Genomic DNA, 14,219 nt, shown 5'->3' with positions numbered 1-14,219 from the left:
TAATGAAGTTTCTGACGGGGTTGCTTGCGACGGTTTGCCTGATCGCTTGCATGGGGGCGTCTCACGCAGTGGTTCGAATCGCGGATGACCGCGGCGGCCGGATCGGAACCTACGTCGACAAGTACCAGGATCTGCGCCAGTCCGGTGATACCGTCATCATCGACGGCCTCTGCGCCTCCGCCTGCACCATCGTCCTCGGCGCCATCCCGCACGACCGCATCTGCGTCACCTCGCACGCGACGCTCGGCTTCCACGCCGCCTGGGATTTCGGCACCAACGGTCGCGCCGTGACCAATGCCGAAGCGACCCAGATGCTCTATGCGATGTATCCCTCTCAGGTGAAGCGCTGGATCACGCAGCGCGGCGGCCTCACGCCGCACATGCTGTTCCTGAAGGGCAGGCAGCTCCAGGCCATGTACAAGCCCTGCTATCTGGACGCGCAGGCCTCGACCAACAAGCCGTCGCGCGGGCCCCTCCCCCAAGCGGACCAGCTCGAATCCGCCCGGGGCCAGCTCCTGCACTGACATTCCCGACCTGAGGGATCGTTCTGGCCCGCCGCGGCGCCTTGCCCGCAGGCGGGCCAAAGCTTATCTGAGAGCCTGGGAACCGGGGCCTTCGCTCCGATAATTGTGATGGCTCAACCAAAGCACACGGCCCATCCGCTAGAGGACAATTCGCCCAATGCCGGCCGCGCGGCCTCCGTGCTGCTATTGGCCGGTGCAGGGCTCGGTGGGCTGATGGTCATCGGCGCGCTCGCGCTCTGGTTCCATTACGGCTCCCAGGTGTTCTTCGAAATGATCAGGACCGGCTTTGCCGCCTGCTTCTGACCCGCGACAGGAAGTTTTCCGCTCATGAGCTCCACTGCCCGTCCGCTGGTGATTGCGACCGCCTTCGCCTCGAGCCTCGTCGTCGGTCTGCTGGTGCTGTTCTGGGCCATGGGCGGGGTCAGCAAGGTGGCGCAGCCAGCCGCGATCGGCGGCCCGTTCCAGCTCACCGACCAGGCCGGCAAGGCCTTCACCGACAAGGACCTCAAGGGCAAGCCGACCCTGATCTTCTTCGGCTACACCCATTGCCCCGACGTCTGCCCGACCTCGCTGTTCGAGATCTCGGAAGTGCTGCGCGCGATGGGCAAGGATGCCGACAAGGTCAACGCCGTCTTCATCTCGGTCGATCCCGAGCGCGACACGCCAGCGATTATGAAGGACTATCTCGCCAGCTTCGATCCGCATCTCGAGGGCCTGTCCGGCGATCCCGCCGAGACCGCCAAGGTGATCACCTCCTACCGGGTCTATGCCAAGAAGGTCCCGACCAAGGACGGCGACTACACCATGGACCACACCGCGCTGATCTACCTGATGGACCGCGACGGCCGTTTCGTCTCGCCGTTCAACCTGAAGCGCAGCCCCGAAGAGGCCGCGACCGAGCTGAAGCGATATCTCTGAGGCCTCTGGTTAATCACATTCCGCGCTCGCGTTCCCGGCCGGATGGTCTATAAGGCCTTCCGATCCCAATGAAATTCATTCATTTCCGGCCGATGGCTCCATCGCAACAGGCGAAATCGTCCAAATCTGCCCGCGGCTTGCTGGCCGGGCTGGGCCTCGCCGCGTGCCTGCTCACAGGCCTGCCCAACGCGAACGCCCAGGCGCCGGCGAAGCAGCCGCCGGCTGCGCCGCAAGCCACGACCCAAGCTACGCCTCAAGCTGCGCCTCAAGCCGCCCCCCAGGCCGTGCCCGGCTTCTGGGACCCGCGGCGGCGCCCGGAGCGGCCCGATCTGTCGCGCCTGACCGTGATCCGCTTCCTGACCGAGACCGACTATCCGCCGTTCAACTACACCGGTGCCGACGGCAATCCGGCCGGCTTCAACGTCGATCTCGCGCGCAGCCTGTGCGAGGAGATCAAGGTCACCTGCACGGTGCAGATGCGCCGCTTCGAGACGCTGGTCGATGCGCTCACCTCGAACCGGGGCGATGCGATCATTGCGTCCATAGCGGTGAGCCCGCAGCTTCGCGCGCGCGTCGATTTCACCGACCCCTATTACCGCGTGCCGGCGCGCTTCGCCTCGCGCAAGGATGCGGTGATGCCGGAGATCCGGCCCGAATATCTCGAGGGCAAGAAGGTCGGCGTCATCGCGGGCTCCGCGCATGAGGCCTACCTGAAGGCGATGTTCACCGACGCCGAGCTGCACGGCTATCCCAACGACGACAGCTTGCGCAATGCGCTCCGCAAGGGCGAGGTCGATTTCATCTTCGGCGACGCCATCTCGCTGGCGTTCTGGATCAACGGCACCGATTCCGGCGATTGCTGTGCCTTCTCCGGTGGCCCCTTCGTCGAGAGCCGCTTCTTCGGCGAAGGCATCGGCATCGCCGTGCGCAAGGGCAACGACGTGCTGCGTCAGGCCCTGAACTGGGCCCTGTTCCGCGTCTGGGAAAAAGGCCGCTACACGGATCTGTGGCTGCGGTATTTCTCGGTGAGCCCGTTTTGATCTTCGCCTCTCCCCGCGTGCGGGGAGAGGCCGGATTGCATCGAAGATGCAATCCGGGTGAGGGGGACTCTCCGCGAGTCCAGCTCTCACCGTGATCGCGGAAGCAGCCCCTCACCCCAACCCTCTCCCCGTAAGAACGGGGCGAGGGAGTAAGAGCGGCGATAGCCGTACCAACTTTTGCATTCCGCGCAAAAATCGCTATTTTCCGCGGCCCGGAGGCCCTTTGATGTCCGTTATCGACCCGAACATGACCCCGAGCGATCTTCGTGCGCTCGCCGAACAATCCAACGCCTGGCCGTTCGAGCAGGCGAAGGCCATTGTCGCGCGGCTGAAGAAAAGCCCGAAGGACGAGGTGCTGTTCGAGACCGGCTACGGTCCCTCAGGCCTGCCGCATATCGGCACGTTCGGCGAGGTCGCGCGCACCTCGATGGTGCGCCATGCTTTTCGGGTGCTGACCGAGGACAAGATCAAGACGCGCCTGCTCGCCTTCTCCGACGACATGGACGGCTTCCGCAAGGTGCCGGACAACGTGCCGAACAAGGATCTGCTGGCGCAATATCTGGGGCGGCCGCTCACCGCGGTGCCCGACCCGTTCTCGAACGAGCATCCCTCGTTCGGTGACGCCAACAACGCGCGCCTGCGCGCGTTCCTGGATCATTTCGGCTTCGACTACGAGTTCGCGAGCTCGACCGTCTATTACAAGTCCGGCCGCTTCGATGCGACGCTGCTCAAGATGCTCGCGGCCTACGACAAGGTGATGGAGATCATCCTGCCGACGCTCGGCCCGGATCGCCGCGCCACCTATTCGCCGTTCCTCCCGATCAGCAAGACCACGGGTGTCGTGCTGCAGGTGCCGATGATCCGCCGCGACGTCCCCGCCGGCACGGTGACCTATGTCGATCCCGATACCAACGAAGAGGTTGAGACGCCCGTCACCGGCGGCAACGTCAAGTGTCAGTGGAAGGCCGACTGGGCGATGCGCTGGGTCGCGCTCGGCGTCGACTACGAAATGGCGGGCAAGGACCTGATCGATTCCGTGAAGCTCTCCGGCGCCATCGCCAGGGCGCTCGGCGGCACGCCGCCCGAAGGCTTCAACTATGAGCTCTTCCTCGACGAGAAGGGCCAGAAGATCTCGAAGTCGAAGGGCAACGGCCTGACCATCGACGAATGGCTGCGCTACGCCTCGCCGGAATCGCTGTCGCTGTTCATGTATCGCGAGCCGAAGGCGGCGAAGCGGCTGTTTTTCGACGTCATCCCGCGCCAGGTCGACGACTATCAGCAATTCACTGATGGCTTCGCGAAGCAGGATGGCAAGCAGCAACTCGGCAATCCCGTTTGGCACATCCATGCGGGCCGTCCGCCGCAGGGCGATATGCCCGTCACGTTCCAGCTTCTGCTGACGCTGGTGTCGTCGTCGAACGCGGAAAACGCCGAGACGCTGTGGGGTTTCATCGGCCGCTATCGTCCCGGCGTGAGCCCGCAGACGCATCCGAAGCTGGATGCGATGGTCGGCTACGCCATCAATTATTATCGCGATTTCGTCGCGCCGACGAAGCAGTTCCGCGTGCCGACAGATACGGAGCGCGCCGCGCTGCAGGATTTGCGCGAAGCGCTGTCGCAGCTTCCGGCGGACGCGTCGGCCGAAGACATCCAGAACGTCGTCTACGAGATCGGCCGCCGCGAGCCGTTCCTCGACCAGGTCAAGAAGGGCAAGGACGGCCGTCCGGGCGTGACGCTCGACTGGTTCAACATGCTCTATCAGGTGCTGCTCGGCCAGGAGAAGGGCCCGCGCTTCGGCTCGTTCGTGGCGGTGTACGGCGTGCAGAACGCGGTCAACATGATCGACGGCGCGCTGGCAAGGAGTGCGTGAGGGGCGGTGTTGCGTCACACTCCGCTGTCGTCCTGGCGAAGGCCGGGACCCATACCGCGTGATCTATCGATGGCCGGCGGTCGTCGTACCGAAGTGCAACTTCGACCCCTCCGCAAAACTACTCCCTGTGGTTATGGGTCCCGGCCTTCGCCGGGACGACACTGAATGCGGGGCCACTGCATCCCCCTCACTGGCTCGCCCAAACAATCCTCGCGATCCAGGCAACATCACCCGCCGCCATCGCGTGCTCGTCTTGCGTTGCATCGAGTGGCTGCAAGTCCAGCCCCTTCGCCGTGCGGCGCTTCAGCGTCGCGAGCATCAATTCGCCCGTCTTCGTCTTCACCACCACGCGATCGCCCTTGCGGATCGGAGCGCCGGGCGAGACCAGGATGACGTCGCCGTCGCGATAGGCGGGCGTGAGCGCATCGCCGGAAATCTCCAGTGCGAAGGCGTGGCTGTCCTCGGCGGCCGGCAATGCGATCTCGCTCCAGCCCTTGCCGGATGGAAAGCCGGATTCGTCGAACGCGCCGTTCGCGCCGGCCTGCGTGATGCCAAGCAGCGGCACGGTGCGGCCGTCGCCGGAATCGTCGCCGATCAGCCTGGCGAAAATGTCGATCGTGGACTCCGCGGCCGCCAGTGCCTTCGCGATCGATTCGGTCGAGGGCCAGCGCTCGCGGCCGTCGGAGGTGACGCGCTTGGACTTGTTGAAGGTGGTGGGGTCGAGCCCGGCCCGCTTGGCAAGGCCGGACGACGACAGCCCGGCGCGCGCGGCCAGGCGATCCAGCGCGCCCCAGATCTGGTCGTGGGTCAGCATCCTCTGCGCTTTGGCCTGTTTGACCATGGAAGGTCCAGCCCGTCGCAACTCAGGAAAACTGTCCTCAAATCAACCGGTTTTCCGTTTTTCGCGCAAGGGGTGGCGGCAAACTCTTGAGTTCAGGGAAGGCGGCCTTTACGGTCGCGCCGGGTTTTAACACCCGCAAGAGACGAAAAAACCCAAAAGACTCAATGGGCTGACTCGACAAGCGGCTCAGCGGCAAACAGGGCTCCGGTAGCGGTGGTCAAGATCTACAAAATCTGTCCGGCCTCGGCCTGGCGCGAGGCAGAACGGCACGGCGTGTACAGCGGCAGCGCGGATGACTCGCGCGATGGATTCATCCACTTCTCGACCGCCGCCCAGGTTCCGGAGACCTTGCGCAAGCATTATTTCGGCCAGCGCGCGCTGTTCCTGGTCGAGGTCGACGGCGACGCGCTCGGCGTCGAATTGCGCTGGGAGCGTTCGCGCAACGACGAGCTGTTTCCGCATCTTTATGGGGAACTCGATCTCGGCGCGGTGCTCTCGGTGATCAATCTCAACATGCGCTCCGATGGCGGCCACGATACCCCGGAGCTCGCCCCGTGATCCGCGCTTTCGATGCTTTCTCGCTGCCGGTGTTGCGCTGGCTCGATCCGGAAGATGCGCACCGCCTGGCGATCCAGGGCCTGCGCTTTCTGCCGCCGGTGAAGCCGCGCAGCGACGATCCAAAACTCGCGGTGCGCGCGTTCGGGCTCAACTTTCCCAACCCGATCGGCATGGCCGCAGGCTTCGACAAGAGCGCGGAAGTGCCGGATGCATTGCTGCGGCTCGGCTTCGGCTTCGTCGAGATCGGCTCGGTGACGCCGAAGCCGCAAGGAGGCAATCCGCGGCCGCGGCTGTTTCGGCTGGAGCGTGACGAAGCCGTCATCAACCGCATGGGTTTCAACAATGACGGCGCGGAGGTCGCGCTGCGCCGGCTCGCTGCGCGCGCGGCGAACGGCGGCATCGTCGGCGTCAATGTCGGTGCCAACAAGGATTCGCCGGATCGCGTCGCCGACTACGTCAAGCTGATCGAGACCTTTGCGCCGGTCGCGAGCTACTTCACTGTGAACGTTTCCTCGCCGAACACGCCGGGCCTGCGCAATCTGCAGGAAGGTACGCTGCTCGACGATCTACTCGGACGCGTGATCGAAGCGCGCGAGCGGGTCAGGCAGAAGGCGGGCGATACGCCGGTGCTGCTGAAGATCGCGCCTGATCTCAGTCTCGCCCAGCTCGACGACGTCGTGCAGGTTGCGCGCTCGCGCAAGGTCGACGGCATGATCGTGTCGAACACGACGATTGCGCGGCCGAGCACGCTGCGCGAGGAAATGCGGTCGAAGGAGCAGGGCGGCCTGTCGGGCCGGCCGCTGTTCCGCCTGTCGACGCGCATGGTCGCGGAGACCTATGTCCGCGTCGAGGGCGCCTTCCCGCTGATCGGCGTCGGCGGCGTCGATTCCGGCGGCGCGGCGCTGACGAAGATCCGCGCCGGCGCGAGCCTGATCCAGCTCTATTCGTCGCTGGTCTACAAGGGCCTCGGCCTCGTCGACGAGATCAAGCGCGATCTCACCTCGACCCTGTTGCGCACGGGGCGCGATTCGCTGTCCGAGATCGTCGGTGCCGATGCGGCGACGCTGACAGCGGAAGACTGGCCGGGGATGTAAGTTCTTCGCCTCTCCCCGCGTGCGGGGAGAGGCCGGAATTTGCGAGAGCAAATTCCGGGTGAGGGGGACTCTCCGCGAATCCAACTCTCACCGCCCTTGCGGAGACTCCCCCTCACCATAGCCGATGCTACGCATCGGCGTTCTTTCTCAGAGAACGGCGGCCAAGGGCCGCCTATGCCTCTCCCCGCAAGCGGGGCGAGGGAGAAGAACAGGCTCAATCCGGGCTACGCCTTCGGAAATGTCGCCCGATACAGCGCCGGATACCGCGCCCCCTGCAATCCGCCGCGTGCCACGTAAAACGCAATCAGCGCACACCACAGCCCGGTGTTTCCGAACGACTGCAGCGCCAGCCAGATGGCGAAGAAGATCGCGAGCGAGGCCAGCATCAGGTTGCGCATCTCGCGCGCCCAGGTGGCGCCGACAAAGATGCCGTCGAAACCGAAGGCGAACACGCCGGGGATCGGCGCCAGCACGATGAACGGGAGGAACTCGCGCGCGGCGCGGCGAACATCCTCGCTTGCCGTCATGAAGTTGATCAGGTTCGGCCCGAACAGCGCGAACAGCACCGCGACGACGATCGCGAAGCCGAGACCCCACAGCAGCACCAGCCGGGTCGAATCCGCAAATCCCTTGGCATCGCGGGCGCCAAAGGTGCGGCCGCAGAGCTGCTGGGCGGCGTTGGCGAGGCCGTCGAGGAAGAAGGCGCTGACCAGCAGGAAATTGTTGAGCACGGAGTTCGCCGCCAGCGTGACGTCGCCGGCGCGGGCGCCCTTGGCTGTGAAGAACAGGAACACGGTGATCAGCGCCGCGGTGCGGATCATGATGTCGGAATTGACGGCCAGCAGCCGCATCAGCTTGGCACGATCGAACAGCGTTGCGGTGGGAACGGCAAAGCCCCCATCGGCATGGCGCCGGCAGACGATGACGCCGAGCACGAAGCCGATGCCCTCCGACAGCAGCGCGGCGATTGCCGCACCGGCAATGCCGGTGTCGTAGACCAGCACCAGCAGGATCGTCGCGGCCATGTTGATGAGGTTGATGACGACCTGCAGCAGCAGCGCCGGATTGGCGCGGGCCTGTCCGACCAGCCAGCCGAGAATGACGTAGTTGGCGAACGCGAACGGCGACGACCAGATCCGGATCATGAAATAGGTCTTCGCCGCGTGCGTCACGCCCGCGCTGCCGCCCATCAAATCGAACAGCGCACCGGCAAGCGGCAATTGCAGCGCGATCAGTGCGCCGCCGATCAGGCCGGCGACGATGAAGCCGCGCACCAGGATCACGGTCTGCTCGCGCGTCTCGCCCGCGCCGAGCGCCTGCGCGGTGAAGGCGAGCGTGCTCATGCGCAGGAAGCCGAACAGCCAGAACAGGCAGTCGAAGATGACGGAGGCCATCGCGACGCCGCCGAGCAGCGCGGCATCGTCGAGCCGGCCGATCGCGGTGGTCGAGACCACGCCGATCAGCGGCGTCGTCAGGTTCGCGACCATCGCCGGACCGGCGATGGCGAAGACCTGGCGGCTGCCGACCTTGGGGTGAACGGGGGCGTGCATCAGCTGCGTCTACCCGACCAACCGCCCAATTGCACCATCGCGGCCGGCATGGCGTGCTTGCGCCGGCCGCGCATTTCAAAGGACCTTAGCGGCGCGGCGAGCCGAAGATGCGTGACAACAGCCAGATCGGGATCACGATGACCGCGCCGAGCAGGAAGTAGCGCCACAGCCAGTTCACCGCATCGAAGCCGAGATCCCAGATACGCTGGAACAGCAGGCGAATGCTGATGAGGATGTTCCAGGGATCGAAGCCGATCGCGGCCAGCACGACGCCGACCAGGATCGAGAGCAGCACCAGGCGAAACGCGACCGCCAGCGGCGAGCCGCCGAGAAAGCGGTGCAGGCCATCGCTGTGGCCGGCCGGCAAATCTCTGACGTCGTGGGCCATCTCAAACTCCTTGGGCGGATTCGCCCGGATTATAGGTCACGGCGGGGGACATGGGGAACCCGTAAGGGTGCGTCAATCGGCTTACAGGATATTAATTTGGGCAAGCGCGTGCCGCGGGCTGGCTGCAACCTCTCCCGCAAGCGGGAGAGGGGGCGCACTTGCCATGCCTCACGCCTCAACCTCCGCCGCTTCCGCTTTCAGCATTTTTTCCAGCGTTTCCAGCCGGTCCGCCTCCCGCGGTGGCTTGTCCCAGCGCAGGCGGCTGATGCGGGGAAAGCGCATCGCGACGCCGGATTTGTGCCGCGGCGAGCGTTGCAGCCCCTCGAACGCCACCTCCAGCACCAGCCCCTTGTCGCCCTCGTGCACGACGTGGCGGACGGGGCCGAACTTTTCGGTGGTGTTGCGACGGACGAAGCGGTCGATCTGCAACAGCTCCTCGTCAGTGAAGCCGAAATAGGCTTTGCCGACCGGCACCAGCTCCTCGCCGCTCTCGGTCTCGGTCCAGACGCCAAACGTGTAGTCGGAATAATAGGACGAGCGCTTGCCGTGGCCACGCTGCGCATACATCAGCACGGCATCGATGATGTGCGGGTCCCGCTTCCACTTCCACCACTGCCCCTTCGGCCGGCCCGGCAGATAGGGCGCATCGCGCCGCTTCAGCATCACGCCTTCGACGGCGTCAGCATCCTCGCCCGCGCCGGCACTCGCGGGATCGGCGCGCGCGGCGGTGAGTGCGTCCCAACTCGCAAAGGGGACGGTGGGCGAGAGGTCGATGCGGGGATCGCCGAGCTTTGCGATGAAGGTTTCGAGCCGCTCGCGTCGCTCGGCGAACGGCAGTTCGCGCAAATCGTTCCCGTCGTCGCCGAGCAGATCATAGGCGCGCAGATGGATCGGAAATTCCTTGATCAGCTTCGGCGAGACGGCCTTGCGGTTGAGCCGCTGCTGCAGGACGTTGAAACTCTGCACGCGGCCTTCGCGCAGGATCAGCAGCTCGCCGTCGATCGCGCCCGGCAGGCGCAGTGATGGAACGAGGTCCGGAAAACTTCCGGTGATATCCTCGCCGGTGCGCGAATAGAGCCGCGCCGTGATTTGCCCGCGGTCGTCGCGGCCGGCGACCGCCTGCACGCGGATGCCGTCCCACTTCCATTCGGCGACGTAGTCGGCTGGATCGAGGTTTTGGAAATCGCTGTCCTCGATCGCATGCGCCAGCATGACGGGGCGGAACGGCGCGGGATCGCGATTGACCGGCTTCTCGGCGCGGCCTTCCAGCCAGGCGAACAGGTCGAGATAGGGCGGCGTGAGGCCCGGCCAGATCAGCTCGACCTCATGCGGATCCTTGTCGCCAAGCGCCGCGGCAGCCGTCTTCGCCAGCCGCGCGGAGATGCCGATGCGAAGCGCGCCAGTGACGAGTTTCAGTAGCGCCCAACGGCCGGTCTCGTCGAGTTCATCGAGCCATCGTTCGAGTTGCTTCGGCAGTTCGCTCTTGCCGAGCGTGCGCAGCGTGGTGACGACTTCGGTGAGGGTCGGGGGAGGCGGGTTGTTGTGGCGTGAGTCAACAGTGATACCGCCCGTGTGATACCCCTCTCCCTGACCCTCCCCCGCAAGGGGGGAGGGAACGGAGAGGCTTCTGCGTCCCTCACTCTGCGAATCGCTAGTGGCTATTGTGCTCGCTGACAGCGACGCGCTCCGCTGCGCTCCCTCCCCCCTTGCGGGGGAGGGTAGGGGAGAGGGGTGGCTCGGAAAAGACTCGCTGTTACCGGGCACCCGCTTCGGCCACATCAGCGCCACCGTCTCCGAGAGATCACCGACATAATCGTAACTCAACCCGAACAGCACCTCGTCCGTGCGCGACGCAATCAAGTCGCGGATCAACGCCGGCTTGGCATGCTTGAAGCTGAGCGCGCCGGTGAGCGCGGCCAGCGCGTAGCCGCGGTCGGGATCGCCGACCTCGCGAAAATAGCCGGTAAGCAGCCGCAGCTTGTTGTTGCGGCCGGGCTCGTAGGCGAGGCGGTCGAGCAGTTCGGCGAAGCGGTTCATGCCTCGGCCTCGCCGTGAGCCGGCGGCTCGCTCTCCTCTTCCTCGCCATAACCGACGAGATCGAGCGGTTGCGCCCGCAGGCCTTTCGTCTTGCACCAATGCACCAGCGCGTCTTCCTGGCCGTGGGTGACCCAGATCTCGCCGGCGCCGGTTGCGGCGATGGTGGCGGTGAGGCCGTCCCAATCGGCGTGGTCGGAGATCACCAGCGGCAATTCGACGCCACCCTGTCGCGCGCGGGCGCGCACGCGCATCCAGCCCGAGGCGAAGGCGGTGACGGGATCGGGGAAGCGTCGCGCCCAGATATCCGACGTCGCAGATGGCGGCGCCAGCGTGATGGTGCCGGCGAGTGCTGCCTTCTTCACACCCATCGCCGGCCTGAGCTCGCCGAGCCCGATGCCGCGGCTCTGATAGTATTCGGTGATCTTCTCCATCGCGCCGTGCAGGTAGATCGGCGCGTCATAGCCGGCGAGGCGCAGCAGCGCGATCACGCGCTGGGCCTTGCCGAGCGAGTAGGCGCCGACGAGATGCGCGCGCTCCGGAAACAGCGCGACGGAGGCGAGCAGCTTCTTCACCTCGAGGGCCGCATCGCCGTGGCGAAACACCGGCAGGCCGAACGTGGCCTCGGTGATGAAGACATCGCAGGGCACCAGCTCGAACGGTACGCAGGTCGGGTCGGGCGCGTCCTTGTAATCGCCGGAGGCGACGATGCAGGTGTCCTTGCAGGTGACGGCAATCTGCGCCGAGCCCAGCACATGGCCGGCGGGGTGAAACTTGACCTTGACGTCGCCGAGCCGGATTTCCTCGCCATAGCTGATGACTTGCGTCGCGCCGGCAAAATTCTCGCCGTAGCGCAGCCGCATCATGTCCAGGGTTTCCTGCGTCGCGAGCACCGCGCCATGGCCGGCGCGGGCATGGTCGGAATGGCCGTGGGTGATCACGGCGCGCTCGACCGGGCGGACGGGGTCGATGTGGAAGCCGCCGGGCTTGCAGCACAGGCCGTCAGCAGTTGGCAGCAGGATGTCTTGTGGGCGCATGATTGGTATATAGGTCGCTCCACCGCATCTTCGAGTCATCACCTGGTTCCCAATGCCGCTCCGCCTGTTTCTGACCTCCGGCGATCTCATGGCCGACCGCCGTTTCGAGTTCGCACGCGACCTCCAGCTCAAGGGCGATCTGCCCGCCGCCGCCGATCTGATCGAGCAGGCGATCGAGCTGGCGCCCAATTTCACGTCGGCCTGGTTCACGCTCGGCGAAATCCGCCAGCAACTCGGCGAGCGCGACAAGGCGATCGCGGCATTTCGCAAAGCGCGCGAGTCCGATCCGGAGGACCAGCACGGCGCCGGCCTGCATCTGATGCGGCTTGGCGATACCGAGATGGCGGAGATGCCCAAGGCTTACGTGCAGGCGCTGTTCGACCAATACGCGCCGCGCTTCGAGCACGCGCTGATCAACGATCTCGGCTATCGCGCGCCGTCGCTGATCTTCAAGGCGGTGCTGGCCGCGCGCGTCGCGGCGAAGAAGCCGGCCTACTTCAAGCGCACCATCGATCTCGGCTGCGGCACCGGGCTTGCGGCGGCGGCGTTCGCAAAACAGGTCGATTATTTTATCGGCATCGATCTGTCGCCCGGCATGATCAAGGAAGCGCGCGCCACCGAGCTCTACGCCGAGCTCGAGGTCGCCGACATGATCGAAGGCCTGCGCAGCAAGGCGGACGGATACGCGAACCTCGTCGTCGCCGCTGACGCCTTCGTCTATCTCTCCGATCTCGCGCCGGTGCTCACGGAAGCAAGGCGCGTACTCGCGATCGGCGGCGTGCTTGCCTTCACGCTGGAGACGCATGACGGCGATGGCATCGTGCTCGGCGAAGGCCTGCGCTATGCCCATTCGGCGGAATATGTCCGCGGCGCGATTGCGAAGGCCGGACTGAAGCTGCTGACGCTCGAGCCGGCGTCGCCGCGCATCGAGAACAACGAGCCGGTGCGCGGTCTCGTCGTCGTTGCCGAGAAAACTTGAGTCTAGGCGCTAAACACGCTGCAAATTAAGCGTCATGCGTCGCTCAGCGACGATCTTCCTACTTGCGAGCGGTGCGGCGAAGCCAGCACAATGCGCGCATTAGGGAGAGAAACAACAATGACCAAGAATCCATCGCGGCGCGATGTCAGCGCCGCCGCGCTCGCCACCATTGCCGCATCCGTTCTGCCCGCGCCGTATGTCTGGGCCGCCGAGAAGAAATACGATGCGGGCGCCAGCGACACCGAGATCAAGATCGGGCAGACCGTGCCGCATTCCGGTCCCGGCTCGCTCTACGGCGTGCTCGGGCGCATTGGCGAAGCCTATTTCCAGATGCTGAACGAGAAGGGCGGCATCAACGGACGCAAGATCAAGTTCCTGACCATGGACGACGCCTACAGCGCGCCGAAATGCGTCGAGGCGACGCGCCGCCTCGTCGAGCAGGAGGAGGTGCTCGCGCTCTACGGCTCGCTCGGCACCGCGCCGCAGACCGCCGTGCACAAATACCTGAACTCCAAGGGCGTGCCGCAACTGCTGCTCAACACCGGCGCCTCGAAGTGGAATAACCCGAAAGAGTTCAAATGGACGATGGCGGGCCTGCCGCTGTATCCGACCGAGGCGCGCATCCTCGCGCGGCACGTCGTCGCGACGAAGCCGAACGCCAAGATCGGCATCCTCTACCAGAACGATGATTTCGGCCGCGACTTCCTCGGCCCCTTCAAGAAGGTGCTGGCCGATGCCGGCGGCACCGCGCAGGTCATTATGGAGCAGACCTACGATCTCACCGATCCCACGGTCGATTCCCAGCTCATCAATCTCTCGAAATCGGGCGCGGACGTTTTCTACAACATCACCACCGGTAAGGCGACGTCGCAGTCGATCCGTAAAGTCGCCGAGCTCGGCTGGAAGCCGCTGCAGCTGCTGTCGGCGGGCTCGACCGGCCGCTCGATCCTCAACGCCGCGGGCCTCGAGAACGCCGCGGGCATCGTCGCCATCCGCTACAACAAGGAGGTCGGTCTGCCGAAATGGGAGAAGGACCCCGACGTGATGGCGTTCGAGGCACTGCGCAAGCAGTACACGCCGGCGATCGATCAGGACAACACCATCGCCTTTGCCGGCTACGGCCAGGCCGTGACCATGGGCGAGATCCTGCGCCGCTGCGGCGACGAGCTCACCCGCGCCAACGTGCTGAAGCAGGCCTCCACGCTGAAGGGCTTCCACTCGCCCTATTTCCTCGACGGCGTCACCTACGACTATACGCCCGACGACTACACGCCGATGAAGACGCTGTTCATCTCGATCTTCAGCGGCAAGGATTGGGATATCTCGGACAAGCCGATGTCGGAGTAGGGACCTCCCCACCCCTCGACGAACCCGCCGGCACGGCTT

Annotated in this window: 14 protein-coding genes; 9 read left to right on the top strand and 5 right to left on the bottom strand. The window is 65.3% G+C overall.

Going from position 1 to position 14,219, the window contains the following annotated elements; all coding sequences use genetic code 11:
* Positions 1–2 precede the first annotated feature (2 nt).
* From NLM32_RS44240 to NLM32_RS44220, 5 genes are all read left to right on the top strand, one after another.
* Positions 3–524: a hypothetical protein gene (locus tag NLM32_RS44240; protein WP_254134910.1), complete on the top strand. Its 522-nt coding sequence runs from the start codon at positions 3–5 to the stop codon at positions 522–524.
* A 108-nt stretch (positions 525–632) separates the two neighbouring features.
* Positions 633–827 carry a hypothetical protein gene (locus NLM32_RS44235; protein WP_254134909.1) on the top strand — a complete coding sequence of 65 codons (195 nt, stop codon included), beginning with the start codon at positions 633–635 and terminating at the stop codon, positions 825–827.
* 24 nt (positions 828–851) lie between these two features.
* Complete coding sequence (locus tag NLM32_RS44230; RefSeq protein ID WP_254134908.1) at positions 852–1,442, top strand: SCO family protein; 591 nt, start codon at positions 852–854, stop codon at positions 1,440–1,442.
* A gap of 92 nt (positions 1,443–1,534) precedes the next feature.
* Positions 1,535–2,482 carry a transporter substrate-binding domain-containing protein gene (locus NLM32_RS44225; protein ID WP_254135558.1) on the top strand — a complete coding sequence of 316 codons (948 nt, stop codon included), beginning with the start codon at positions 1,535–1,537 and terminating at the stop codon, positions 2,480–2,482.
* A gap of 226 nt (positions 2,483–2,708) precedes the next feature.
* Positions 2,709–4,352, top strand: a complete 1,644-nt coding sequence (locus NLM32_RS44220) for a lysine--tRNA ligase (protein ID WP_254134907.1) — start codon at positions 2,709–2,711, stop codon at positions 4,350–4,352.
* Positions 4,353–4,539: 187 nt separating this feature from the next.
* On the opposite strand, the gene NLM32_RS44215 is transcribed toward NLM32_RS44220, so the two are convergent.
* Complete coding sequence (locus tag NLM32_RS44215; RefSeq protein ID WP_254134906.1) at positions 4,540–5,193, bottom strand: helix-turn-helix transcriptional regulator; 654 nt, start codon at positions 5,191–5,193, stop codon at positions 4,540–4,542.
* 213 nt (positions 5,194–5,406) lie between these two features.
* On the opposite strand from NLM32_RS44215, the gene NLM32_RS44210 reads away from it, so the two are divergent.
* Complete coding sequence (locus tag NLM32_RS44210) at positions 5,407–5,751, top strand: DUF952 domain-containing protein (protein WP_254134905.1); 345 nt, start codon at positions 5,407–5,409, stop codon at positions 5,749–5,751.
* Positions 5,748–6,845: a quinone-dependent dihydroorotate dehydrogenase gene (locus NLM32_RS44205; RefSeq protein ID WP_254134904.1), complete on the top strand. Its 1,098-nt coding sequence runs from the start codon at positions 5,748–5,750 to the stop codon at positions 6,843–6,845. The genes NLM32_RS44210 and NLM32_RS44205 overlap by 4 nt, the downstream gene beginning before the upstream one ends.
* Before the next feature lie 224 nt (positions 6,846–7,069).
* On the opposite strand, the gene NLM32_RS44200 is transcribed toward NLM32_RS44205, so the two are convergent.
* The 4 genes from NLM32_RS44200 to NLM32_RS44185 form a co-directional block, all read right to left on the bottom strand.
* A complete protein-coding gene (locus tag NLM32_RS44200; RefSeq protein WP_254134903.1) occupies positions 7,070–8,395 on the bottom strand; it encodes an MATE family efflux transporter in 1,326 nt (441 codons plus the stop codon).
* 85 nt (positions 8,396–8,480) lie between these two features.
* Positions 8,481–8,783, bottom strand: a complete 303-nt coding sequence (locus NLM32_RS44195; RefSeq protein WP_254134902.1) for a DUF6460 domain-containing protein — start codon at positions 8,781–8,783, stop codon at positions 8,481–8,483.
* A gap of 168 nt (positions 8,784–8,951) precedes the next feature.
* Positions 8,952–10,820: an ATP-dependent DNA ligase gene (locus tag NLM32_RS44190; protein WP_254134901.1), complete on the bottom strand. Its 1,869-nt coding sequence runs from the start codon at positions 10,818–10,820 to the stop codon at positions 8,952–8,954.
* Positions 10,817–11,854: a ligase-associated DNA damage response exonuclease gene (locus NLM32_RS44185; RefSeq protein WP_254134900.1), complete on the bottom strand. Its 1,038-nt coding sequence runs from the start codon at positions 11,852–11,854 to the stop codon at positions 10,817–10,819. The genes NLM32_RS44190 and NLM32_RS44185 overlap by 4 nt, the downstream gene beginning before the upstream one ends.
* A gap of 52 nt (positions 11,855–11,906) precedes the next feature.
* Here NLM32_RS44185 and NLM32_RS44180 point away from each other — a divergent pair, with 52 nt between their 5' ends.
* Complete coding sequence (locus NLM32_RS44180) at positions 11,907–12,833, top strand: class I SAM-dependent methyltransferase (protein ID WP_254134899.1); 927 nt, start codon at positions 11,907–11,909, stop codon at positions 12,831–12,833.
* 117 nt (positions 12,834–12,950) lie between these two features.
* Positions 12,951–14,180, top strand: coding sequence for an ABC transporter substrate-binding protein (locus tag NLM32_RS44175; protein WP_254134898.1), 1,230 nt, complete (start codon positions 12,951–12,953; stop codon positions 14,178–14,180).
* Positions 14,181–14,219 lie beyond the last annotated feature (39 nt).

The sequence above is a fragment of the Bradyrhizobium sp. CCGUVB14 genome (genome assembly GCF_024199935.1).
Taxonomy (GTDB): Bacteria; Pseudomonadota; Alphaproteobacteria; order Rhizobiales; family Xanthobacteraceae; genus Bradyrhizobium.
This window is presented reverse-complemented; position numbering and strand designations above follow the sequence as displayed.